23 protein-coding genes, 1 tRNA gene and 4 pseudogenes are annotated in these 22,844 nt (G+C 67.2%); 15 read left to right on the top strand and 13 right to left on the bottom strand.

Features of this window, described 5'->3' with window-relative positions; all coding sequences use genetic code 11:
* Positions 1-150 precede the first annotated feature (150 nt).
* Positions 151-1,575 (top strand): MFS transporter, encoded by a 1,425-nt coding sequence (locus tag ACHMWU_RS08940; protein ID WP_396042885.1) that lies wholly within the window; start codon positions 151-153, stop codon positions 1,573-1,575.
* On the opposite strand, the gene ACHMWU_RS08935 is transcribed toward ACHMWU_RS08940, so the two are convergent.
* Together ACHMWU_RS08935 and ACHMWU_RS08930 are read right to left on the bottom strand one after the other, a co-directional pair.
* Positions 1,572-2,513 carry a diguanylate cyclase gene (locus tag ACHMWU_RS08935; RefSeq protein WP_396042883.1) on the bottom strand — a complete coding sequence of 314 codons (942 nt, stop codon included), beginning with the start codon at positions 2,511-2,513 and terminating at the stop codon, positions 1,572-1,574. The two genes, ACHMWU_RS08940 and ACHMWU_RS08935, sit on opposite strands and share 4 nt — an antisense overlap.
* Before the next feature lie 8 nt (positions 2,514-2,521).
* Complete coding sequence (locus ACHMWU_RS08930) at positions 2,522-3,904, bottom strand: LCP family protein (RefSeq protein WP_396042881.1); 1,383 nt, start codon at positions 3,902-3,904, stop codon at positions 2,522-2,524.
* A 190-nt stretch (positions 3,905-4,094) separates the two neighbouring features.
* On the opposite strand from ACHMWU_RS08930, the gene ACHMWU_RS08925 reads away from it, so the two are divergent.
* Together ACHMWU_RS08925 and ACHMWU_RS08920 are read left to right on the top strand one after the other, a co-directional pair.
* On the top strand, positions 4,095-4,640 hold the full coding sequence (locus ACHMWU_RS08925) for a SigE family RNA polymerase sigma factor (RefSeq protein WP_396042878.1): 546 nt from the start codon (positions 4,095-4,097) through the stop codon (positions 4,638-4,640).
* Positions 4,640-5,311: a hypothetical protein gene (locus tag ACHMWU_RS08920; protein WP_396042875.1), complete on the top strand. Its 672-nt coding sequence runs from the start codon at positions 4,640-4,642 to the stop codon at positions 5,309-5,311. Before ACHMWU_RS08925 ends, ACHMWU_RS08920 begins: the two co-directional genes overlap by 1 nt.
* Positions 5,312-5,383: 72 nt before the next feature.
* On the opposite strand, the gene ACHMWU_RS08915 is transcribed toward ACHMWU_RS08920, so the two are convergent.
* Positions 5,384-5,459 (bottom strand) — tRNA-Lys (locus ACHMWU_RS08915).
* A 298-nt stretch (positions 5,460-5,757) separates the two neighbouring features.
* Entirely contained in the window at positions 5,758-6,516 is a 759-nt protein-coding gene (locus ACHMWU_RS08910; RefSeq protein ID WP_396042873.1) for an SDR family NAD(P)-dependent oxidoreductase, read from the bottom strand.
* Positions 6,517-6,649: 133 nt separating this feature from the next.
* On the opposite strand from ACHMWU_RS08910, the gene ACHMWU_RS08905 reads away from it, so the two are divergent.
* Complete coding sequence (locus ACHMWU_RS08905; protein ID WP_396042870.1) at positions 6,650-7,153, top strand: MarR family winged helix-turn-helix transcriptional regulator; 504 nt, start codon at positions 6,650-6,652, stop codon at positions 7,151-7,153.
* A 33-nt stretch (positions 7,154-7,186) separates the two neighbouring features.
* On the opposite strand, the gene ACHMWU_RS08900 is transcribed toward ACHMWU_RS08905, so the two are convergent.
* The 3 genes and pseudogenes from ACHMWU_RS08900 to ACHMWU_RS08890 all read right to left on the bottom strand — a co-directional run.
* Positions 7,187-7,852 carry an NAD(P)-binding oxidoreductase gene (locus tag ACHMWU_RS08900; RefSeq protein ID WP_396043051.1) on the bottom strand — a complete coding sequence of 222 codons (666 nt, stop codon included), beginning with the start codon at positions 7,850-7,852 and terminating at the stop codon, positions 7,187-7,189.
* On the bottom strand, positions 7,852-8,244 hold the full coding sequence (locus ACHMWU_RS08895; RefSeq protein ID WP_396043049.1) for an SDR family NAD(P)-dependent oxidoreductase: 393 nt from the start codon (positions 8,242-8,244) through the stop codon (positions 7,852-7,854). The genes ACHMWU_RS08900 and ACHMWU_RS08895 overlap by 1 nt, the downstream gene beginning before the upstream one ends.
* A 118-nt stretch (positions 8,245-8,362) precedes the next feature.
* Positions 8,363-8,572: pseudogene (locus ACHMWU_RS08890) on the bottom strand (SDR family oxidoreductase); the annotation flags it as partial.
* A gap of 162 nt (positions 8,573-8,734) precedes the next feature.
* Between ACHMWU_RS08890 and ACHMWU_RS08885 the strand changes: the two are divergent.
* The 9 genes and pseudogenes from ACHMWU_RS08885 (at position 8,735) to ACHMWU_RS08845 (ending at position 15,487) form a co-directional block, all read left to right on the top strand.
* Positions 8,735-9,364, top strand: coding sequence for a TetR/AcrR family transcriptional regulator (locus tag ACHMWU_RS08885; RefSeq protein WP_396042868.1), 630 nt, complete (start codon positions 8,735-8,737; stop codon positions 9,362-9,364).
* A 164-nt stretch (positions 9,365-9,528) separates the two neighbouring features.
* Positions 9,529-9,996: a hypothetical protein gene (locus ACHMWU_RS08880; RefSeq protein WP_396042866.1), complete on the top strand. Its 468-nt coding sequence runs from the start codon at positions 9,529-9,531 to the stop codon at positions 9,994-9,996.
* A gap of 40 nt (positions 9,997-10,036) precedes the next feature.
* Positions 10,037-10,735, top strand: coding sequence for a DUF5931 domain-containing protein (locus ACHMWU_RS08875; RefSeq protein WP_396042864.1), 699 nt, complete (start codon positions 10,037-10,039; stop codon positions 10,733-10,735).
* An 87-nt stretch (positions 10,736-10,822) separates the two neighbouring features.
* Entirely contained in the window at positions 10,823-11,179 is a 357-nt protein-coding gene (locus ACHMWU_RS08870; protein ID WP_396042862.1) for a hypothetical protein, read from the top strand.
* A 10-nt stretch (positions 11,180-11,189) separates the two neighbouring features.
* A pseudogene (locus ACHMWU_RS08865) lies at positions 11,190-11,498 on the top strand (response regulator transcription factor); the annotation flags it as partial.
* Positions 11,499-11,697: 199 nt separating this feature from the next.
* On the top strand, positions 11,698-11,859 hold the full coding sequence (locus ACHMWU_RS08860) for a response regulator transcription factor (RefSeq protein WP_396043047.1): 162 nt from the start codon (positions 11,698-11,700) through the stop codon (positions 11,857-11,859).
* Positions 11,860-11,871: 12 nt separating this feature from the next.
* Positions 11,872-13,844 (top strand): annotated as a pseudogene (locus ACHMWU_RS08855) (penicillin-binding transpeptidase domain-containing protein).
* Between the two features lie 49 nt (positions 13,845-13,893).
* A complete protein-coding gene (locus ACHMWU_RS08850) occupies positions 13,894-15,282 on the top strand; it encodes an FMN-binding glutamate synthase family protein (RefSeq protein ID WP_396042860.1) in 1,389 nt (462 codons plus the stop codon).
* Positions 15,245-15,487: a hypothetical protein gene (locus ACHMWU_RS08845; protein ID WP_396042858.1), complete on the top strand. Its 243-nt coding sequence runs from the start codon at positions 15,245-15,247 to the stop codon at positions 15,485-15,487. Before ACHMWU_RS08850 ends, ACHMWU_RS08845 begins: the two co-directional genes overlap by 38 nt.
* An 11-nt stretch (positions 15,488-15,498) precedes the next feature.
* Here the strand turns inward: ACHMWU_RS08845 and ACHMWU_RS08840 are convergent, their stop codons facing one another.
* Complete coding sequence (locus ACHMWU_RS08840; RefSeq protein ID WP_396042856.1) at positions 15,499-16,356, bottom strand: CHAP domain-containing protein; 858 nt, start codon at positions 16,354-16,356, stop codon at positions 15,499-15,501.
* A 569-nt stretch (positions 16,357-16,925) separates the two neighbouring features.
* Between ACHMWU_RS08840 and ACHMWU_RS08835 the strand changes: the two genes are divergently transcribed.
* Both ACHMWU_RS08835 and ACHMWU_RS08830 read left to right on the top strand, forming a co-directional pair.
* A complete protein-coding gene (locus ACHMWU_RS08835) occupies positions 16,926-17,579 on the top strand; it encodes a DUF47 domain-containing protein (RefSeq protein WP_396042854.1) in 654 nt (217 codons plus the stop codon).
* 2 nt (positions 17,580-17,581) lie between these two features.
* Complete coding sequence (locus ACHMWU_RS08830; protein ID WP_396042852.1) at positions 17,582-18,604, top strand: anion permease; 1,023 nt, start codon at positions 17,582-17,584, stop codon at positions 18,602-18,604.
* 96 nt (positions 18,605-18,700) lie between these two features.
* Here ACHMWU_RS08830 and pstB read toward each other — a convergent pair.
* The 5 genes and pseudogenes from pstB to ACHMWU_RS08805 form a co-directional block, all read right to left on the bottom strand.
* Positions 18,701-19,479 (bottom strand): annotated as a pseudogene (gene pstB / locus ACHMWU_RS08825) (phosphate ABC transporter ATP-binding protein PstB).
* Between the two features lie 21 nt (positions 19,480-19,500).
* The gene (locus ACHMWU_RS08820; protein ID WP_396042850.1) at positions 19,501-19,839 is read right to left on the bottom strand and encodes an ABC transporter permease subunit; all 339 of its coding nucleotides are present in this window, start codon (positions 19,837-19,839) and stop codon (positions 19,501-19,503) included.
* The gene (locus ACHMWU_RS08815; RefSeq protein WP_396042848.1) at positions 19,725-20,480 is read right to left on the bottom strand and encodes a PstA family ABC transporter permease; all 756 of its coding nucleotides are present in this window, start codon (positions 20,478-20,480) and stop codon (positions 19,725-19,727) included. Before ACHMWU_RS08815 ends, ACHMWU_RS08820 begins: the two co-directional genes overlap by 115 nt.
* A gap of 99 nt (positions 20,481-20,579) precedes the next feature.
* The gene (pstC, locus tag ACHMWU_RS08810; protein ID WP_396042846.1) at positions 20,580-21,527 is read right to left on the bottom strand and encodes a phosphate ABC transporter permease subunit PstC; all 948 of its coding nucleotides are present in this window, start codon (positions 21,525-21,527) and stop codon (positions 20,580-20,582) included.
* A gap of 90 nt (positions 21,528-21,617) precedes the next feature.
* On the bottom strand, positions 21,618-22,739 hold the full coding sequence (locus ACHMWU_RS08805; protein WP_396042844.1) for a phosphate ABC transporter substrate-binding protein PstS: 1,122 nt from the start codon (positions 22,737-22,739) through the stop codon (positions 21,618-21,620).
* Positions 22,740-22,844 lie beyond the last annotated feature (105 nt).

Here is a 22,844-nt window from a genome sequence, read left to right as displayed (position 1 = left end):
ACCGTACCGCCCACCCAGGATGTCGGCGGTTTTATGCCGAAACCGGCGCCGGTTCGACATAAAACCGCCGACATCTGGTGGGGCAGGGGAGCGGGGTGGGCTCCAGTCAGGTCACAGAGGGAGCCAAGTCGGGGCGGGCACGGTGGCCGCATGACACTCACCTCCACCGCGTCCTCACGGACCTCCCCACGACGTCAGGGTCTGCTGCTGGCCCTGCTGTGCGTGGCCCAGTTCATGGTCTACCTCGACATCTCGATCGTGAACGTCGCGCTGCCGTCGATCCAGGAGAGCCTCGGGATGGCTGCCGGTGACCTGCCCTACGTCGTCACGGCGTACGGCACGGTGCTGGGTGGGTTCCTGCTGCTCGGTGGACGGCTCGCCGACGTCTTCGGTCGCCGCCGGGTGCTGCAAATCGGCCTGACGGTGTTCGCTGGAACGTCCCTGCTCGCCGGTCTCGCGACCGATCCAGCGGTGCTGATCGCCGCCCGTGGCGCACAAGGACTCGGCGCAGCACTGGTGACGCCGGCGGCGCTGAGCATCCTGATGGATGCCTTCGAGCCCGGTCCGGCTCGTAACAAGGCCCTCGGCATCTGGGGATCGTTGACGGGCATCGCGTCGGTGTGCGGAGTGCTGTTCGGCGGCGTCCTGACCGACGGCGTCGGCTGGCGCTGGATCTTCTGGGTCAACGTGCCGATCGGGCTGGCGGCCGTCGCGCTTGCGCCGTTCGTCTTGCCCGAGAGTCGTGAGCCGGCGCGGCGCCGGTTCGACGTTGCCGGTGCTGTCGTGCTCACGGCGGGGCTTCTGCTGCTGATCCACACCCTCGACCAGGCCGTCGAGCTGGGCTGGGACTCGCCACGAACTATCGGTGGCCTGCTCCTCGCCGGAGCGCTGCTGATCGGCTTCGTCCGGATCGAGCTGCGGACGCACTCGCCGTTGCTGCCGATGAGCATCTTCGCCCGTCGCACGCTGCGGACCGCGAACATCGTCTCGATCGCGGTCATGGGCGCCGTCGTCACGCTGTTCTTCTTCGCGAGCCTCTACATGCAGCAGGTTCTGGGCTGGACGCCGATGCGCACCGGCGTCGCCTACGTCCCTCTGGCGTCGTCCGTGGCGGCGGCAGCCGGAGTCGCCTCGGTCCTGGTGACCCGGTTCTCGCCGCGGGTCGTGCTCGTGTCGGGTCTCGTGGTCACGGCGACGGGACTGCTGATGCTGTCCCGGCTGGGGCTCGACGCAGCGTACGCCGCGGAGGTGCTGCCGGCGTTCGTCATCGTCGGGGTCGGCCTGGGGCTGACGTTCGTCCCGGTGCAGATCATGGCGCTCGACGACGTCGACGAACAGGAGTTCGGTGTCGCCGCCGGACTGGTCAGCACCAGCCAGGAGGCCGGCGGAGCGCTGGGACTCGCGGTCGTGTCGACCATCGTGCTGGCGCACATCGACAGCATCGTCGAAGCTGGACGAGAGACCGCCGTCGCGGCCCAGCTCAGCGGCTTCCAGCTCGCATTCGTCGCAGCAGCGTGCTGGGTGCTGGGCGCGCTGGCCGTCGTGCTGGTCGACCGGGTGCTGAGTCGGCGCTAGCCGCGCTTGCGGACCTGCTTGACCGTGTACATCTCGGCGTCGGCCGCAGCGAAGGCGTCGACGAGGGTGCGGTCGGGGCCGGTCGGCGCGTAGCCCAGCGAGGCCTGGATGCCGTGCTCGGCGAGGGAGTCGACGAACCGGCCGAAGTGCTCGGCCAGGTCGGCCACCGCGATGTTGTTGGCCAGGATCGCGAACTCGTCGCCGCCGTAGCGGGCGATGCGGTTGATGGGCAAGCTCGACGGCCGACAGTGCCGCACCTGCCCGGGCCAGCAGCCGTCGCCGGCCTGGTGGCCTTCGGTGTCGTTGACGGTCTTGAGCCCGTCGAGGTCGATCACGCCGATCGCGACCAGGTCGCCGTAGGAGTCGACGCGCTGCTGGGCGTCGTTGACCAGCAGGTCCCAGCCGCGGCGGTTGACCAGGCCGGTGAGCAGGTCGGTGTGTGCCAGGGCCTCGGCGATCTCGGCGGCCCGACGTCCGCGGTCGGCGGCCCGCGCCATCGCCAGCTGGGACGACAGCAGCTCGCTCATCAGCTGGACCAGGTCGGTGTCGACCTCGTCGGCGCGGCCCAGAGGCTCGCTGCCGACCCCGCACAGGGTGCCGAAGACGGTGCCGTCGTCATCGGTGATGGGTGAGCCGGCGTAGGAGCGTACGGCGACGGCATCGGGCAGATCGGCATAGTCCGGGTCTGCCAACGAGTCGGCGACGACGCGTGCCGCGCCGAGCATCATGCGGTTGCAGAACGTCCTCGGCCACGGGACACGGGTGCCGACGTTGATGAAGGCGCCGGGGTGGACGTGCACGTGAACCTGCTCCCCGCCGGCGACGCGTGAGACCGACCAGTCGGTAAGCGGGGTGTGGGCGTTGAGGTAGTCGACGATGCGCTGCGCCGAGACGCTGAACACGTCGGAACCGGTCGAGACGTCGCCGAACTCGGGCATCGTGGTGTTCACGCGCAGAGGGAGTCGCTGGCGGTGCGGGTCGTGGCGGTGACCGGCTTGGGCGTCACGGCGGTGATCCCGGCTTCGATCCGGTCGGCGCCGAGGATCAGCCACACGCCGGTCATGCCGGTGGGCTGCTCGATGATCTCGGCCTTGAAGCCGAAGTTCTTGTTGAGCTTCTTGGCCGTCGCGAGCGCCTCGGGCGTCGAGTCGACGAAGATGCGGGTCGTCGCGGACGGCTTCTGAGAGTCTTCGAGCCCGGTCACGGTGTAGTCGAGCTCGGCGAGCGCGGCCTGCGCCGTGGTGGCGAGGCCTGGTGTGCGTGCGGCGTTCAAGATCTTGACCGGTGCGGTCGGCTCGACCTTGGTGGTCGCGTCGCTGCTCTTGACCGGCACCTTCTTGTCCTTCGCGATCGCGGCGAAGATCGTGTCGGCGTCAGGTGTCTTGACGACCCGGTTGGGATCGCCGGGCGCAGCACCGTTGGGCATCGTGATGAAGCGGATGTTCTTGTCGTCGACCGACTTGGCGCGCTTGGCGAGGCCGGTCAGCTTGGAGATCGACGAGATCTCTTCGTCGACGGTGATCGACGACGTCAGGGCGTTGAGGAACTTGAACAGCCGGTCGGGACGCACCAGCACGTCGGTGCTGCGGGCCCTGCTGATGATCGACGACATGACGACCTGCTGGTGGCCGAGGCGACCGATGTCGCTGCCGTCGCCGACCGCATGGCGGGTGCGGGCCAGCGCGAGGGAGTTCTTGCCGTTGAGGTGCTGCTTGCCAGCGGGCAGGTCGAGCTTGGCGAGGGGGTCGACCATGGCCTCGTTGAGGCACACGTCGATGCCGCCCAGTGCGTTGACCATCGACGCGAAGCCCTCGAAGTCGAGCTGGACGAAGTGGTCGATGCGCACGTTGCTGAGTGCCTCGACGGCCCGCACGGAACAGGCCGGTCCGCCGTCAAGAGCGGAGTTGATCATCAGGCCCGGGCCGCCCGCGAACGCTCCGCTGCCGGTGTCTTCGCAGGCCGGGAGCTCGGTCTTGGTGTCGCGCGGGATCTGCACTGCGTCGATGCGGGTGTTGCCCTTGCTGAAGTGCACCAGCATGAGGGCGTCGCTGCGCTGGCTGCCGGTGCCCTTGCCGTACTCCGAGGTCTTGAGGTCGCGTGAGTCCGAACCGATGAACAAGATGTTCATGGCACCCTTGGGGGTGTCGTCCTCGACGATCGACTCACCGAGCGGCGCGTCTTCGATGTTGCCGTTGAACTTGGCGTAGATCGCGCCGCCTGCAATGGCGAGCACGAGGACGAAGATGCCTGCGGAGATCCCGATGCCACGCCACACGCGACGGGGCTTGCGACGACGCTTGTGGGTCGTCGGAAGTTCGGGACTGCTCAAGATCTTCTCCTGCTTCGGGAACGCCGGTGACAACCGGCAGAACTTACAGAATACGAGGTAGACCTGAGAGCGTCATGTGAACGATGCGTGACTTTGCCCGCATCCGCAGGGTATCTCCGCTGTTCAGGTGGGCGTGCAACCTCGGCGGGGTCGGTATCCGTCTAAGGGGCATGAGATCAAAGGAATGCACATGAGATCGGCGAGGGACGAGGAGTTCCGGTCGTACGTGGTCGACCATCGGGCCGCGCTCGTCAGGACGGCGACGCTCCTGGCTGCGGGGGACCGGCACCTGGCCGAGGACGTCGTGCAGTCGACGCTGACTCGGCTGTACCTCGCGTGGCCGCTGTTCAAGAAGGCGAAGAACCCGGCCGGCTATGCCCGCCGGGCGCTCGTCAACTCCTTGGTCGACGAGCACCGTCGACCGTGGCGACGGAGGGAGCGGGTCCAGTCGTCCATCCCTGAGATGACCTTGGCGGAGCCGGAGAGCGCATCGGCGAAGATCGATGCCTTGCACGCGGCTCTGAGAGACCTGCCTCCCCGGATGCGGGCGGCTGTGGTCTACCGGTACTTCCACGACTTGAGCGTCGCCGAGACCGCAGACGCCTTGAGCTGTTCGCAGGGCACCGTCAAGAGCCAGACCGCTCGCGCGCTCGACCGGCTGCGCGACGTCCTCGAGACCCACCCCACCCCCCGGCCGGCCGTCGTGCCGACCTCCCACCTCCACAGGAGCATCTGATGTCCGATATCCGTACCTTGCTGCACGAAGCCGCCGATGCGGCCGAAACCACCACGACTGTCATGGACGTCGACGCTGATCTGGTCCGCGCCCGCCGGGCGTTGCGACGTCGCCGGACGAGTCGCCTCAGCGCGGGCAGCGGGCTGGTCGCGGCCGCTGCTCTCGGGACGTTCGTCGTCGTGGGCACCAGCGGATCACCCACGGTGCCTGCTCCGAGCGTGGCGTCCGCCCCGCAAGGTGGGGTGACCGAGGTGGCGCTGGTCGCGTACACCGGGGCACAGCCCGAGGGCTTCGTTCTCGACAAGGTGCCGGCAGGCTGGGAGGTTCGCGCGAGCACGGCAGGCGCGCTGATCCTCGCCCCTGTGGGATCTGCCGATCAGGGCACGACCGAAGGTTCGACCAGCCTCGAGGGCACGATCGCCGTCATGACGCAGAGCGACACCGGGGTGCCGAGCGGGGTGCAGCTGGATGACGTACGAGTCGGGAACCGACCAGGCGTCATCGCTCACATGAAGGGGACGGGGGACACGCGCACCCTGTTCGTGGAGCAGCCGTCCGGTGCCTATCTGGTGGTGCAGGTGTGGGACGGTCTCGGCTGGGACAACGCCCGGATCGCCGAGTTCGGTGCCTCGGTGCACGTGACGAAGGACGCTGTGGAGTCCTTCGGCTGAGAGCCGCGCGCCTGGGCAGCTCTGTCTGAGTCGACGGGGCTGCCCAGCCAGCCTGCGCCTACCTGAGTCGAATGGTGGGCCCTGTGGGACTCGAACCCACAACCCGCGGATTAAAAGTCCGCTGCTCTGCCAATTGAGCTAAAGGCCCCGGACATGGGGACAAGAATCCAGAGAAGCTGCCTCAGGCGAATTGCCCTACGTCCGAAACGAGTATCGCAGAGGCGTCGAGCATGCGTGCGCGCTGCCTCGAGACAACCCTCGGGACAACAGCCGCGCGGTCCGGGAGCTGTTCGGGACCGCGCGGCGACCAGGTGGCGGAGAGAGCTCGTCGCGATCTCGGCGCAGGAGCGGCTCACGTTGCGGAGCCCTGACAGTGTCTGGGAGCTGGTCTCCCAGCGCGTCAGTACCCAGTGGTACTTCGTGACGGATGTTGGTGGATCCGGGAGTCAGAGCATCGTTGTCAACACGCCGCCATCCGCTCTGAGCGCAGCGCCGTTGGTTGCTGAGGACAAGGGGCTCGCGAGGTAGACCGCGAGGTGCGCGATCTCCTGGGGGTCGATGAACCGCTCCAGCAGTGATGTCTGGTTGCCGCCGATGATGGCGGTCTTGAGATCCTCGACGGCCATCGATTGGCTCCGCGCAATCGCCTCGATCGTGCCAGCGACACCATCGGAATAGGTGGGTCCGCCCAGGATCGTGTTGACTGTGACGTCGGTGCCCCGCGTCAGCTTGGCGAGGCCGTTGCCAAGCGCGATCATGGCCGCCTTGGTCACGCCGTAGTGGACCATGTCTGGCGGAACGTTCACACCGGACTCGCTGCTGACGAAAATGATGCGGCCTTGCTTCTTGGCAAGCATTTCGGCGAGGACTCGGCGACAGAGGCGGACCCCGCTCATGACGTTGACGTCGAAGTATCGCTGCCACTCGGCGTCGTCGGTCTCGTCGAACGCTGCGAGGCCGAAGAGCCCAACGTTGTTGACGAGTATGTCGACGGCGCCGAGGTCGTCGCTGAGCAGATCGACCTGCTCCGCGTCGGCGAAGTCTGCCGCGAGGCCGCGCACTTGTGCTCCGGAAACAGCGTCTTCAAGGCGCGCCACGGCCTCGGCCAGACGTGTCTTGTCTCGCCCGTTGACGATGACGGATGCACCCTCTCGCGCGAGCGCCTCCGCGATCGCGTAGCCGATTCCCTGCGTCGAGCCGCTCACGAACGCGGTCTTTCCTTCAAGCTGCATATCCATGCTGTGCTGTTCTTCCTATCGATGATGAATTGACTTTCCCAGTCAAGTCATTCTGTGGCTTGATGACTTGACTAGTCAAGTCATCAAGTAGGATCGACTCATGCCCCAGAGCTCAGCGCCACGCCCGTTCGATGACGACGAGCTGCAGACCTGGTCTGCGGTCGCGACAGTCCTCGAGTGGTTACCGTCTGCATTGGACGCGCAGCTCGTCCGGGACTCCGGCCTTACGCACTTCGAGTACGGAATCCTCTTCGCTCTCTCGGGCGCCACTGAGGGCACCCTGCGCATGAGCACGCTCGCCCACTACTCCAACAGCTCCCTCTCGCGTCTGTCTCGGGCTGTGGCTCGCTTGGAGAAGAAGGCGTGGGTGCAGCGGCGACCGGATCCGGCCGACGGCCGCTACACACTTGCCACGCTGACAGACGAGGGCTTGCAGCGAGCGCAGCAGGCGACACCGGGGCATGTCGACAACGTGCGGCACCTCGTGTTCGACTCGCTGACCTCGGCGCAGGCAAGGCAGCTTCGGGAGATCAGCCACCGCATCCTTGGCTCCGTACGGCCCGACGGAGCCTGGCAGGCGAAGGAGTCCAGGTCGAGCGATTGACCTGATGGGCGGGCTTTGCCGTACCAGGTCTTCTCAGGCCTTTTCGCGGCGGACCGCGAGACGGGTGGCGTCGCGCACAGCTTCGGAGATCGAGGCGTTCCCGCCCACGAGCTCCCATTTCCGCTTGACGCTGCCTGGGTGGTCGAGTGCTGTCAGGATCGTGGCCGCGACGTCTGCCCGGGAGATGCTCTCGGTCGACCGGATCTCCTCGCCGAGTGCGATCCGACCGCAGGCGGGTTCGTCGGTCAGCTCGCCGGGCTTGATGATCGTCCAGGCGAGTCCTGACTGCTGGAGCTTTGCCTCTGCAGCTTCCTTCGCGGCGAAGTAGTCGTCCCAGAACCCTCCACGCAGGATGTTCGGCCGGGCGACCCCGGCGCCTTTGGCGGACAAGAGCACGAAGCGCTCGATGCCGAGGTCCTCTGCCGCGTGCGTCGCCAGCACGACTCCCAGATGGTCGACTCTGCGGAGATCGCCGGCCGCAGCGAATACGACGGCGCTTGCACCGAGGAGGGCGCCCCTCATCTCGTCGAGACCAGAGTTGGCAATGTCGAGCTGGCGGACCTCGAGGCAGGGACGCGCGGCTGCTGTGCGGTGCGCATCCCTGACGATCGCCGTCACGTTGTGCCCGCCTGCCAGAGCCTGCTCCGCGACGTGGCGGCCGGTGCCACTGCCAGCCCCGAGGACGGCAATCGTGCCCATCAGGATCGGACTGCCGGGCCGAGGGTGAGTCCGCCGTCGACGACATACTCGGCGCCTGTTGTGAAGGCGGCATCGTCGGAGGCGAGGAAAACGACGGTGCGCGTGACGTCCTCGGGCTGCGCGAGGCGCGCGATGGCGTAGGGCTCGGGGGAGAAGACCTCGGCCAGGACCGGGGCGCCGGGAGCGGCAGGCTCGGTGGTGAAGGGAGTGGCGACCACGCCTGGGTGGACGCAGTTGACGCGAATGTCGTGCTGTCCGAGCTCGGCTGCTGCGGTCTGGGTGAGTCCGCGCACGGCCCACTTGCTGGCTGCGTAAGGCGCGTAGTAGCCCGTCGCGCCCAGTCCGGTCGTCGAACCAATGTTGACGATCGCTCCGCCACCGCCACGGCGGATCGAGGGAACAGTGTGCTTGATACCCAGGAACTGGCCAGTGACATTGATGGCGAGCGTTCCGCTCCCAGGTCGCGAGGTCGGTTTCGGTGACGAGTCCGGGCGCGTGCTGGACGCCGGCGTTGTTGATGAGGATCGTGATAGGGCCGAAGGTGGTCTCGGCCTTCTGGATGGCGGAGCGCCAGGACTCCTCGCTGGTGACGTCGAGATGGACGAACAGTGCGCGCTCGCCGAGGTCGGCTGCCAGAGCCTGCCCGTCTGAGTCGCGCACATCGCCGAGGACGACGCGGGCGCCGGCCGCGTGGAACGCCCTTGCGTGACTGGATCCCATGCCGCCGATGGCGCCACTGATCAGGACGATGGAGTTGTCGAACATAGTGAGGAAACCCTTCAATCAGGTGGCGAGTCGTGTCACTCGCCTCACCATCGAGGCTAGATCTCTCAGCGTCGTGAGTCAAGTGGCTCACCTCGTGACGTATGGCATACTGTTTGCATGACCGAGAAGCTCAGCGAGTATCACCAGCAGGTGGCGCAAGAGAAGCGGCGGTCAATCCTTGCGGCGGCGACAGGCCTGTTCCTTGAGGCGGGGTACGACCGCACGTCTCTGGCCAAGATCGCCGATGCTGCTGGGGTCTCTCGCGCGACGCTGTTCAAGCAGTTCCCGACGAAGGCCGAGCTGTTTGACGCGATGGTGGGTGAGTTCTGGCAGATCGACGACGCCGGAATGTTGGAGCCGCCCACCGGCGACCTGGCCTCCGGGCTGCGTGCCCTCGGCACGCGCTACGTGCAGATCTTGACCCGCCCCGACATGGTCTCGTTGTTTCGGATCGTCATCGCGGAAGCGCCGCGGTTCCCCGAGCTGGGGCGCACTCAGTTCACCCTGGGCAAGGAACCATTCTTCGACTCCGTGCGCAGCTATCTGGAAGCCGAGCGCGACGCCGGGGTCGCATCCATTGCCGATACGACGACGGCTGCGACTCAGTTCTTGGCGATGATCGCCGACTTCGCGTTCTGGCCGCGCATGCTTCTGATCGACTGGAGCCCGACTGAGGAGGCGGTCGCTGCGGCCGTCGACGAGGCGGTCGCCACGATGCTTGCGCGGTATGCCGCTCCGGTGGGATGACCTCTCACCGGTCGTCTTGAGCAGCCCGACGGGGCGTGGAGGAAAGAACATCTGGCGCGCGGAGCTCATGGTGCTGCAAGACCCTTGTCGGCTGCTTCCTTTCGCTAGAAACATGAGTACCCGGGCTCATGACGTGGAGGTGTCACCGGCGACAGGCTGATCATATGAACACGACAACGAGTCACAGGGTCGGGATCCACGGCAGCCAGCGCCATACGGACAGCCAGGCCGATCGACGGCGTGCGGGTGCCTTCTGGGCGCTGCTGACCACGGCTGGGTCGTTCGGCGTCGGAGCCTGGGCCTTGGCCGCAGCGTCTGGCGTCACCCGACTGACCGACACCGACTACGACACCGAGTTCCTGGACAGCGGGATCACGCTGCTCGTCTACCCGTTGCTGGTGCTGGTCTTCCTGGCGACCCGCAAGCACGTGCTGGCGGGACTGGTCGCGACGGTCGGTCTGGTGGCTGGTCAGACCTGGGCGATGACGGTCTGCGTCAACCGTTATGCCGACAGCGGCTGGAGCGACGGCCTGGAGGTGCTCGGCTACATCCTGCCGATCTCGCTGGGACTATTCGGACTCGTGATCGTGCTGGCCACCTGGCTGGCGCATCGACCGCGCTTCCGGGCCTGATGCACCGATGCAGCCGTTCCGAGGTGGGAGACTGCCTCGTGTGAGTGCATCGCAGTCCCCGGCGGCCGTCGCCACCGAGAACCGGCTCTTCGCTGCGCTTGCCATCTTGCGGGTCGTCGTCCTGCTCAACGCCGTCGGGCTGAACATCTACCGCCGCGACAACTTCCAGCATCCGGTGGCAGCCGTGGCGTGTGTCGTGCTGATGATCGTGTGGACGGGTGTCGCCTACCTGGCGTACAGCCGGCCCGAGCGCCGCACCGCGCTGCTCCTGGTCTTCGACCTTGCACTGGCCGTGGGGCTCATCCTGGTCACCCCGCTGGTGAAGGGTGAGGGGTTCCGGGCGACGATCCCCGGTTCGTGGGTCGTCGGAGCGCTGCTGGCGTGGTCGGTCCGCTTCCGGTGGTCCGGCGGTCTCGCTGCGGGCCTGATCCTTGCCGTCGCTGACCTGGCGCCGCGCCAGGAGCTGCGCCAGTCCGACTATGCCAACGCCTTCCTGCTGGTCCTCAGCGGAACGATCGTGGGCTACCTGTGCGGATCGCTGCAGACGATGGCGGCCGAACGTGAGGCCGCCGAACGAGCCTCGGCGGTTGCCGCAGAGCGCGCGCGGCTGGCGCGCGCCGTGCACGACGGCGTGCTGCAGGTTCTCTCCTTGGTCCAACGGCGTGGACGCGAGCTGGGCGGTGATGCTGCTGAGCTGGGGAGCTCGCCGGTGAGCAGGAGCGCGAGCTGCGCCGGCTGATCCGGGCCCAGGACTCGCTCGCCTCCGACACCGCCGCCGGTGTCGTCGACGTCGCCGCAGCGCTGGCCCGTCTGGAGGACCTGCCGCATGTCACGGTCTCAGCACCCGGTCACCCGGTCGAGCTTCCGGAGCAGACCGCCGACGAGCTCGTCGCAGCCGTCCGGGCCTGCCTCGACAACATCAGGCTGCACGTGGGTGATGACGCCCCGGCCTGGGTGCTCCTGCAGGAACACCCAGATCGGGGTCGAGCTGTCAGTTCGCGACGACGGCCCCGGCATACCGCCCGGACGTCTCGAGGAGGCGGCCTCGCACGGCAGGCTCGGTGTCGCCGAGTCGATCCGCGGCCGGCTCGAGGCGCTCGGCGGAACAGCAGAGCTGACGACAGGGACGTTCGGCACCGAGTGGGAGCTCGTGGTCGCCCGCCACGACGTCGACTCGTCCTAGAGTCGGGGTCATGAGCGAGACCGACGAGACGGCGCCCATCCGAGTCATGGTCGTCGACGACCACCCGATGTGGCGCGACGCGGTCGAGCGCGACCTGCGGCAGGCGGGCCTCGACGTCGTCGGGGTCGCCAGTGACGGACGGGAGGCCTTGGCACGGTTCCCCGCCGTGCGCCCGGACGTCCTGGTGCTCGACCTGCAGATCCCGCCTCCCAACGGGATCGAGGTCACGGCCGAGGTGGCACGTCAGGATCCGTCTGTCCGAGTACTGGTGCTGTCCGCCTCAGGGGAGTCCGCCGACGTCCTCGCAGCCGTCAAGGCGGGTGCGACCGGGTACCTCGTGAAGTCGGCGTCACGTGACGAGCTGGTCGACGCGGTGCGACGCGTCGCCGCCGGTGACCCGGTGTTCACACCTGGGCTGGCCGGCATGGTCCTGGGGGAGTTTCGGCAGGCATCGGTCGGCCACGATCGGAAACCGGCGGAGCAGCAAGCTCACCGATCGCGAGACGGAGGTGCTGAAGATGGTCGCGAAAGGCATGTCGTACCGCCAGATCGCCGAGCGGCTCGTGCTGTCGCACCGCACGGTGCAGAACCACGTGCAGAGCACCTTGCGCAAGCTGCACATGCACAACCGGGTCGAGCTGACCAGGTACGCGATCGAGCACGGGCTCGACGCGGACTGACGGTTCACAGGGATGGACGTCCCACGTGCGGCCAGGCTTGTTGACGGCGCCGTGACAAGTTGTTCTACTACTCGTCATGCTCCGGCCCTCACCCCATCAGCCCGCCGTGTCCGCCTCACCGCAGCAGGCGCCGGTCTCGCGGTCGTCCTCGGCGGACTGGCGGCCTGCGGGGGAGGTGGCCCCGACCCGAAGAACGCCGCCGACGTGCTGGCCGCGGCGCTGTCGTCGGGCGACGTGTCGAAGGTTCCGACGACGGTCGGCGGGCCGGCCAGCCAGGCGGGCCTGACCCGCATCGTCGAAGGTCTCGGCGACAGCACGCAGAAGGTCACGGTCAAGGACGTCACGACCGAGGACGACACCGCGACCGTGACGCTGTCGACGAGTCGGCTGATCGAGGGTGCGACCTGGGCCTATGAGACCAAGGCGTCCTTGGTCAAGCGCGAAGACAAGTGGGTGGTCGACTGGAAGCCGTCGATCGTCGCCGAGCTGACCGATGACGAACGGCTCGTCGCCCGCAGCAAGGCCGCCCTGCGCGGTGACATCCTCGGCGCCGACGACGAGCGCATCGTCACGAACCGGCCGGTCGTCCGGGTCGGGATCGACAAGACGAAGGTCGTCCCCGAGGCCACGGCCGCCTCCGCGGCGTCCCTGGCGAAGCTGCTCGACATCGACGCCGCCACCTTCGCCAAGCGGGTCGACGGGGCCGGGCCGCAGGCGTTCGTCGAGGCGCTCGTGCTGCGCGACGGTCCGGACGTCCCCACGAGCGACCAGCTCGGCGAGATCCCGGGCGCCGTCGGCATCAACGACGAGCTGCCGCTGGCACCGACCAGGTCGTTCGGTCAACCGCTGCTCGGGGTGGTCGGTGAGGCGACGGCCGAGGTGGTCAAGGAGTCCAAGGGTGCTCTGAAGGCCGGTGACAAGGTGGGGCTGTCGGGTCTGCAGAAGCGGTACGACGCCCAGCTGCGTGGCACGCCCGGCGTCGAGATCACCGCCGTCGTCGACGAGGCCGCCGATGAAGAGGTTGAGTCACGGACCGTGTTCACGAGCGACGCGGTGGCCGGCAAGCCGCTCCGCACCACGATCGACGTGAAGGCACAGACCGTCGCCGACGGGCTGCTGGCCGATGTGTCGCCCGCCAGCGCGATCGTCGCGATTCGGCCCTCGACGGGTGAGGTCCTGGCCATGTCGAGCGGTCCTGGCGGCGGTGGCACCGACACAGCCGCGACGGGCCGGTACGCCCCGGGATCGACGTTCAAGGTCGTGACCGCGCTGGCATTCCTGCGATCGGGAGTGACCCGCAGACCAAGATTCCGTGCACCGAGACCGTGACGGTCGACGGGCGGACGTTCAAGAACTACTCCGACTACCCGTCCTCGGCGCTCGGCAAGATCTCGTTGACTGCGGCCATCGCCAACTCGTGCAACACCGCGATGATCGCGACCCGCGACAAGGCACCACAAGACCAGCTCGTCGATGCGGCTTCCGGATTGGGGCTCGGACGAGACCTCGACCTCGGGACCCCGGCGTTCCTCGGCTCGGTGCCGGCGAAGGCCGAGGGCACCGAGCGGGCGGCCTCGATGATCGGGCAGGGCAAGATCGAGGCATCACCGCTGGCGATGGCCGTCGTGGCCGCCTCGGTGCAGGACCGTCGACTCGTCACTCCGGTGCTGCTTCCCGATCTCAAGCCGAAGGACGCGCCGGCCCCGGCCAAGCCCGTCAACGCGCAAGAGGCCATCAGCCTCGCCGAGATGATGCGGGCCGTGGTGACGGACGGCAGCGGCGGCTTCCTGAAGGACGTCCCGGGAGCTCCGGTCACGGCCAAGACCGGCACGGCCGAGTACGGCGACGACGTTCCCCCGCGGACGCACGCCTGGATGATCGCCACGCACGGCAACCTGGCCGTCGCGGTGTTCGTCGGGGACGGTGCGTCCGGATCGGCCACGGCCGGTCCGCTGCTGGAGAAGTTCCTGCGTGACGTGAAGTGACCTGCGCGCCCAGATGGACAACCCCAGGGGCGCGGAGTAGGACTTGGACATGAAGTTCACACGGGTCCTGGGTGGGGTGGGCGTCGCCGTCGGTGCCGTGGCGGCGCGCGACCTGATGCAGAAGAAGCATGCGCTGCTGCGCAACTTCCCAGTCATCGCGCACGCGCGCTACTGGTTGGAGACCATCGGCCCTGAGCTGCGGCAGTACATCGTCACGAGCAACGACGAGGAGCGTCCGTTCAGCCGTGACCAGCGTTCGTGGGTCTACGCCTCGTCGAAGCAGGAGAACAACTACTCGGGCTTCGGCACCGACAACGACATCGAGCACCAGCCGGGCTACGCGATCATCAAGCACCGCACGTTCGCCGACTCGCTGCCGCACGATCACGCCGAGCAGGTCGGACTTCCCAGCGCCAAGGTCCTGGGCGGGCCGAGAGGGCGGGCGAAGGCGTTCCGGCCCGCGTCGCTCGTCAACATCTCCGGCATGAGCTTCGGCTCGATGTCAGGCAACGCGATCCAGGCGCTCAACGCTGGGGCGAAGATCGCCGGCTGCATGCACAACACCGGTGAGGGCGGGCTGTCGCAGCACCACCGCCAGGGCGGTGACGTGATCCTGCAGATCGGTACGGCCTACTTCGGCTGCCGCAACCCGGATGGGACGTTCTCGCTCGACCGGCTCAAGGAGGTCGTCGACTCGGCACCCGTCAGGGCCATCGAGATCAAGCTCTCGCAAGGAGCCAAGCCGGGGCTCGGCGGCCTGCTCCCGGCGGCGAAGGTCACCCGTGAGATCAGCGAGATCCGTGGCATACCGATGGGTCAGGACTGTGCGAGCCCGTCGCGGCACACTGCGTTCACGGACGTCGACAGCCTGCTCGACTTCGTCGAGCTCATCGCCGACGAGACGGGACTGCCGGTCGGCATCAAGAGCGCTGTCGGCGAGATGGGCTTCTGGGACGACTTGACCCGGCACATGGTCGAGGAGGACCGGGGCGTCGACTTCGTGACGATCGACGGTGGTGAAGGTGGAACGGGTGCTTCGCCGCGCGTCTTCGCCGACTCGATCGCCCTGCCGTTCCGGATGGGCTTCTCGCGGGTCTACCGCACGTTCGCCGCGGCCGGGCTGACCGACGACGTGACGTTCATCGGATCGGGCAAGCTCGGCCTGCCAGACAATGCCGTCGTCGCCCTCGCGCTCGGCGCCGACATGCTCAACGTCGCCCGCGAGGCGATGATGTCGATCGGCTGCATCCAGTCGCAGAAGTGCCACACCGACAAGTGCCCGACCGGTGTCGCGACCCAAGATCCGTGGCTCGCGCACGGCCTCGACCCGACCTCGAAGTCGCTGCGGTGTGCGCAGTACGTCCGCACGTTGCGCAAGGCTCGTGAAGGTGTCCGAGTCGGTGGGGGTCGCCCATCCGGGTCTGATCAACGCCGATGACGTCGACATCTTGTGCGGCGACTACGAGGCGCGGTCGTTGCGCGAGGCCTACGGCTACCAGGACGGATGGGGTCGCCTGGGCACTGGCCTGGCACGCGAGATCACCGAGCTGATGGCTCCTGGCGGTTCTCGTCCCGAGACCCGGTCGATCGAGAAGGGCGAGGGTGAGAAGCCGCTCGGGCACGACACCGAGAGCATCACCTGACGGCATCCCGGTCAGTGCGGGGCGATCGCGACCGTGCCCAGCAAGCTGTCGCCGCCCCGGGTCCCCGGTGTGTTGAGCGCGTAGACGTAGGCGATCTTCGGCATCGCGTCGGCGGGGAACGACCGGGCCGCCCACCAGGTGCCGAGGACGGCCCGTGAGGTGCGAACCTGCACGGTTCCGGCCGCGCCGCGGGGCCCGCCGAAGGAGACGACACCGACCGCTCCGGACGGGTTGTCGGCTTGGCTGTGCCAGGACTCGACCCGCACGAGCCGGTCCTTCGTCGTCGCTCGGGTGACGTGTCCGATGGGGGAGCCGGACGACTTCTTGACCCGCAGGAAGCTCGACGGGAACAGCCGGTGGCCCTTGTAGTAGCGCGTGTAGTAGAACGTCCCCTTGTAGTTGTCCTCGCTGACCAGCACCGAGCCGTCCTTGTAGACACGCTCGACGTAGGCGACGTGGCTGCGCCGCACGCTCTTGCGGTGGTACGACCACCAGGCGATGTCGCCGACCTTCGGCTTGCGATGGCGCACGGCGATACCGGCCTTCGGCAGGGTGATGCCCCACTCGGAGGCGCTGCCGATCGTGGCGGCCCGGTCAGTGACCCGTCCGCGACTGGTCAGCCGGTACGCGGCGTAGTTGGTGCAGTTGTGCCCGGCGACGGCTCCCCAGTGCTGCCGCTGGTGGACTGCCCGGTAGCCGCGTGTCGAGAACCCCTTCTTCTCGCACGACGAGAAGCCCTTGCAGTAGACCTTCGGCGCCTTGGCCTTGGCCGCCTGGGCCGAGGTCGGGGCGGCGAGCAGCAGCCCGCCGATGAGCGTCATCAGGATCAGGGCGACGAGCGAGCGGGGGTGTGTCGAGCGGGCAGACATGGTGTTTTCCTCAGTGAAGGTGTGGTGGGGTCGCACCTAGTGAGAGGAGAGGGACGCTCGATACTGACGCGGCACCATTCGACGAAATTACTGCAATAGCAGGGATAAACCGGAAAGTGCCGCAATTGTCAGGACAAGTCAGGACGTAGGTCCTCACAGGTTCGTGTCGGTGGTCCCGACGTGTGCAGGACTAGAGGCTGCGATAGCCGTCAAGGTGGAGGTGGCGATTGGTGCATATCGCTGCGCCGTGAGGGGCGACCCGATAACCTCGTGACAGGGGAGCAAGACCATCGCGGCTGAAGGCTGATGCCGACCGCGGGGGACGACCACCATGACGATGACGCTGAAAGACCCGGGAGCGCACCACATGCCGGAGCCACTCGACAGTCGACTTCGCGACGACGACGTGCTCGACGAGATCGAGCTGACCAGTCGCCTGATCATCGCGGCCTCGTCCAAGGACGGGCACCTGTCACAGCGCGAAGTCGACGAAATTCTCGGCGTGGCAACGGCCAGTTGACCATCAGGTGACACCCGCGATTGGCACGGGTGAACAACCTGCATCTAGCATGGGCTTGCCCTACTCAGCATTGACAGGAGCTAGTCGTGCGTTTTGCATCCGACCAGTTGAAACATCCTTCTACGAACTGTTCGCCGAGATGGCCAACCATCTTGTGGAAGGCGCGAATCTGCTGGCGCAGATGCTCGACTCGACGACCGACAAGGTCGCCCTGGCCGAGCGGATGCGAGAAGCCGAGCATCAGGCCGACGAGACGACCCACAAGATCATCAAGCGGGCCAACTCGACGTTCATCACGCCGTTCGACCGCGAAGACATCTACCGTCTCGCAAGCAGCCTCGACGACGTCATGGACTTCATGGAGGAGACCGTCGACCTCGTGGGCCTGTACGGGCTCGGTGACCTGCCGGCCGACTTCGCCCCGCAGGTCGAGGTGCTCCAGCGCGCGACGGCGCCGACCGCCGACGCGATGCCGCGACTGCGCACCATGAAAGACCTCGACGAGTACTGGATCGAGATCAACCGTCTCGAGAACCAGGGCGACCGTTCCTATCGCCGCATCGTGGCGCACCTGTTCGGCGGCACCTACAAGTCGCTCGAGGTCATGAAGCTCAAGGACGTCGTCGACTCCCTCGAGCACGCCATCGACGCCCTCGAATCCGTCGCCAACACGGTGGAGCAGATCGCCGTCAAGGAGTCCTGAGCGTGGATCTCGTCCTGGCGTTGGTCATCGCCACCGTCGCCATCGCTCTGTTCTTCGACTACACCAACGGTTTCCACGACGCCGCCAACGCGATCGCGACCTCGGTCTCCACGCGTGCGCTGACTCCGCGGATCGCGCTGATCATGGCGGCGATCTTGAACTTCGTCGGCGCTCTGCTGGGCGTGGGGGTCGCCAAGACCATCAAAGAGATACTTGTCGGCTTCGACGCGATGTCTCCAGAGCATGCGTTGACCGTCGTGATGAGTGCCCTGGTCGGTGCCATCACCTGGAACCTGATCACCTGGTACTTCGGCATCCCGTCGTCCTCGTCGCACGCCCTGATCGGTGGCCTGATCGGTGTCGGAATCGCTGCCGGGGTCACGGTCGACTGGGACAAGGTCGTCGACAAGGTCGTCATCCCGATGATCATGAGCCCGGCGCTCGGCTTCGGTGGTGCGTTCTTGGTGATGCTGTCGATCATGTGGCTGTTCCGCCGCGCCAACCCGCACACCGTCAATCGTGGGTTCAGGCACTCGCAGGTCGTGTCGGCCGCGGCCCTGTCGCTGGGTCACGGTCTGCAGGACGCGCAGAAGACCATGGGCGTCATCGTCCTGGCCCTGGTCGCCGGCGGCTACGGTCCTGGGCTCGGCGAGCGGGAGATCCCCTACTGGGTCGTCTTCGCGGCAGCTGGCGCCATCTCGCTGGGCACCCTGTCCGGCGGCATGCGGATCATGCGCACCATGGGACGTCGCATCATCGCCCTCGACCCGCCCCGCGGTTTCGCGGCCGAGTCGACGGCAGCAGTCGTCCTGTACGGCATGGCGATCGGCCTGCACGCTCCCGTCTCCACGACCCACACGATGACCTCGGCCGTCATGGGCGCGGGCGCCACGAAGCGTTTCAGTGCAGTGCGCTGGGGCGTCGCCCGCGGCATCATCACCGCCTGGATCATCACGATCCCCGCCGCGGCCGCCGTCGGCGCGATCACGTACTGGATCTTGCGGATCTTCATCCCCGGTAACTAGGGCGCGCGGCTCGTACCTCGCTTCGCTCGGCCCATGGTCGGGACGACAAACCCCGCAAGCCTGTCGGCCTGCGGGGTTTGTCTTACGCCAATCTCTCTAGCCAAACCGGCCCTGGATGTAGGCCTCGGTGGCGGGGTCGGTCGGGTTGGAGAAGATCGTCTCGGTCCGGCCCACCTCGATCAGCCGGCCGGGCTTGCCGACGCCCGACAGGTTGAAGAACGCCGTCTCGTCGGAGACCCGAGCGGCCTGCTGCATGTTGTGAGTGACGATCACGATCGTGTACTGCGTCTCGGCTCGTGGATCAGGTCCTCGATGACGCTGGTCGAGATCGGGTCGAGCGCCGAGCACGGCTCGTCCATCAGCAGGATCTCCGGCTCGACCGAGATCGCACGGGCGATGCACAGACGCTGCTGCTGACCACCCGACAGCCCCGAACCGGGACGGTCCAGACGGTCCTTGACCTCGGCCCAGAGGCCCGCGCTGCGCAGCGAACGCTCGACGATGTCGTCGGCGTCGGCCTTCTTCATGCGCTTGCTGTTGAGCTTCTGGCCCGCGAGGACGTTGTCGTAGATCGACATCGTCGGGAACGGGTTCGGGCGCTGGAAGACCATGCCGATCATCCGGCGCACGTTGACGGGGTCCATGTCGGCGCCGTACAGGTCCTGACCGTCGATCAGCACCTTGCCCTCGACACGGGCGCCGCGGATGACCTCGTGCATGCGGTTCAGCGACCGCAGGAACGTCGACTTGCCGCAGCCCGACGGGCCGATGAACGCGGTGACGGACTTCGCGGCGATCGGGATCGTCACGCCTTCGACGGCGAGGAAGTCGCCGTAGTAGATGTTGAGGTCAGAGACGTCGATGCTCTTGGCCATGGTGGTGTCCTTCCTGGACGATCAGCGCTCGCCCTTGGGCGAGAAGAAGTGGGAGACGAGACGGGCGATGAGGTTGAGCAGCATCACGATCAGCAGCAGCGTGAGGGCGGCACCCCACGCGCGGTCGAGGCTGAACTCGGGCGGGACGCCCGGGCTGCGCACCGAGGAGTAGGCGAACACCGGCAGCGTCGCCATTCGTCCGTCGAACAGGTTGAAGTTCACCGAGTCGGTGGTGCCCGCGATGATCAGCAGCGGTGCGGTCTCGCCGATGACACGGGCGATGGCCAGCGTGACACCGGTGACGATGCCGGCCAGCGCGGTGGGCAGCACGACCTTGGCGACGGTGCGCCACTTCGGCACGCCGAGCGCGTACGCCGCCTCGCGCAGCTCGTTCGGGACGGCTTCAGCATCTCCTCGGTCGACCGGACCAGCACCGGGATCATCAGCACCGACAGGGCGACAGAGCCGCCGATGCCCATCCGGACGCCCTCGCCGAAGAACAGCACGAACAGCGCGTAGGCGAACAGGCCGGCGACGATCGACGGGATGCCGGTCATGACGTCGACCAAGAAGCGGATCCAGCGGGAGAGCCGGTTCCCGTCGGCGTACTCGACGAGGTAGATCGCGGCGAACAGGCCGATCGGTATCGAGATGACGGCCGCAGCGCCGGTGATCAGCAGCGTGCCGATCAGCGCGTGGTAGATGCCGCCGCCCTCGCCGACGACGTTGCGCATCGAGTAGGTGAAGAACTCCGCCGACAGGACCTTGGTGCCCTTGCTGATGACGGTGTACAGGATGCTCACGAGCGGGAACATCGCCAGCACGAACGCCGAGGTCACCAGGACGGTGACGAGCCGGTCGGTGGCCTTGCGGCGGCCCTCGACGACTGCCGACCACAGCGGCAGTGCCAAGGACACGACCCACACGGCAAGCGAGGCCAGCACCAGGTTGGTCCCGGTGAAGTACAGCGCGGCGCCGACCAGGACCGCGACACCGAGCACGATGCGCGGTCCCCAGGTGGGGAGCCTGGCGCCGTACAGCTCTTCGTGGACGTCGACGGGGCCGGGGGTTCGCGCTGGGTGCGGGGGTGAGTGTCGTCATCAGTTGGCTCCGGAGAAATCCTTGCGGCGGTCCACGACGGACCGGGCGGCGAAGTTGACGAGGAAGGTGATGATGAACAGCACGAGCCCGGTGGCGATCAGCACGTTGACGGTCTTGCCGCTGGCCTCACCGAAGCTCAACGCGATGTTGGCGGCGATCGTGCTGGGGTTGGTGCTGCTGATCAGGTTCGCGGTCACGGTGCCGGCTGTCACCGACAGGACCATCGCGACGGCGAGGGTCTCACCGAGCGCGCGGCCGAGACCGAGCATCGCGGCCGACACGATGCCGGAGCGGGCGTACGGGAAGATCGCCATGCGGGCCATCTCCCAGCGGGTCGCGCCGAGCGCGAGCGCGGCCTCCTCGTGCAGCCGCGGCGTCTGCAGGAAGATCTCCCGGCAGATGGCGGTCATGATCGGCAGGATCATGACCGCGAGCACGATGCAGGCGGTCATGATGGTGCGTCCGGTGGCCGAGGCGGGGCCGGCGAAGAACGGGATGAATCCCAGGTGCTTCTCGAGCCATTCGTAGACCGGCACCATGTGTGGGGCCAGGAACTGGATGCCCCACAGGCCGTAGACGACGCTCGGGACCGCGGCCAGGAGGTCGACCAGGTAGCCGAGGGTCTGGCCGAGCTTGCGGGGCGAGTAGTGCGAGATGAACAGGGCAACACCGACGGCAACTGGCGTGGCCAGGAGCAGGGCGACAGTGGCGGCGATCAGGGTTCCGTAGACGAGTGGCCACACGTATGGCCAGAAGCTCTGGCCGCTCTTGACCTCGTCGGGGCTTGCGAGGATTCCGGGAATGCCCTCGATCGTGAGGAAGGCAGCGACGCCGGCCAGCGTCAGCAGGATGAGGATGCCCGCGCTCGTCGACAGGCCGGAGAAGATCCGGTCACCGACGCGCACGATGGAGGTGCGCTTGCGACGGGGAGCCAGCGTGCTGGTCACAGGTGATGCCTTTCAACTGTGGTGTTCGAAGTGTGGGTGGCGGCCGGTGAGCCGCCTGTGGCCCTTGAGCCTGTCGAAAGGACGACAGGCTCAAGGGCCGGGGCAGGTCAGGCAGCGCCGATCGTGTCGATCGCGGCCTGCACCTTGGCGGAGAAGTCGCTCGAGAGCGGCGCGGAGCCGGCGCTGGATGCGGCGGTCTTCTGTCCCTCGGGGCTGGCGACGTAGGTCAGCCAGGACTTGACCAGGTCGGTCGTGGCCGAGTCGGAGTACTTCTGGCACGCCATCTGGTACGAGACCAGGACGATCGGATAGACGCCGGCTTCGGTCGTCTTGCGATCGACGTCGACGGCGATGCTGGTCTCGCCACGTCCCTCGACGGGGGGCGGCGGTGTCGAGCACCTGGGCGGCTGCCTCGGGCGTCGGCTCGACGAACGCGTCGCCGACCTTGATCTTGGCCTTGCCGAGCTCGCCGGCCTGGCTCTCGTCGGCGTAGCCGATCGTGCCGTTGCCGCTCTTGACGGCCGAGACGACGCCCGACGTGCCTTCAGCAGCCTCGCCGCCCTTGATGGGCCACGTCTCGACCTCGCCCTGCGTCCAGCCGCCATCGCTGGCCTGGTCGAGGTAGTCGGTGAAGTTCTTCGTCGTGCCCGAGTCGTCCGAGCGGTGGACGGCGGTGATGTTGGTCGACGGCAGCGTGGCGTCCGGGTTGTCGGCCTTGATGGCTGCATCGTCCCACTTGGTGATGGTGCCTTCGAAGATCGCGCCGACGGTCTTGGGCGACAGCTGGAGGTCGTCGACGCCGTCGAGGTTGTAGATCACGGCGATGGGGCTGACGTAGACCGGGATCTCGACGATGTCGGTGCCGCACTTGGCCTTGGCCTTCGCGAGCTCTTCGTCGTCGAGGTAGGCGTCGGAGCCGGCGAAGGACACGCCGCCTGCGATGAACTGTTCACGTCCGCCGCCCGAGCCGACCGGGTCGTAGTTGACCGTCGCGCCGGAGTTCGTGGTCTGGAAGGCAGCCTTCCATGCGGCGATGGCCGCTTCCTGGGAGCTGGCGCCGGCGCCGTTGAGTGTTCCGGAGACGGTCGCGCCCGACGCGTTGTCGGTGTCCGCGCCGTCGGAGCTTTCATTGCCCGCACCGCAGGCGCTCAGGCCGAGTGTCAGGGCAATCAGGGCCGCGGGAGCGGCGATGCGCAGGTTCTTGCGGTTCACGGGAGGTCCCTCTCTGGGATCAGTTGTTGCTTACTCCGTGAACGTAAGGAGCGTAGGTGTATCGATCTTCGACCGTGGGTGAACGGAAGGTGAACGGTGGCGTAA

This window comes from Aeromicrobium sp. UC242_57 (genome assembly GCF_044452305.1).
Lineage (GTDB): Bacteria > Actinomycetota > Actinomycetes > Propionibacteriales > Nocardioidaceae > Aeromicrobium.
This window is presented reverse-complemented; position numbering and strand designations above follow the sequence as displayed.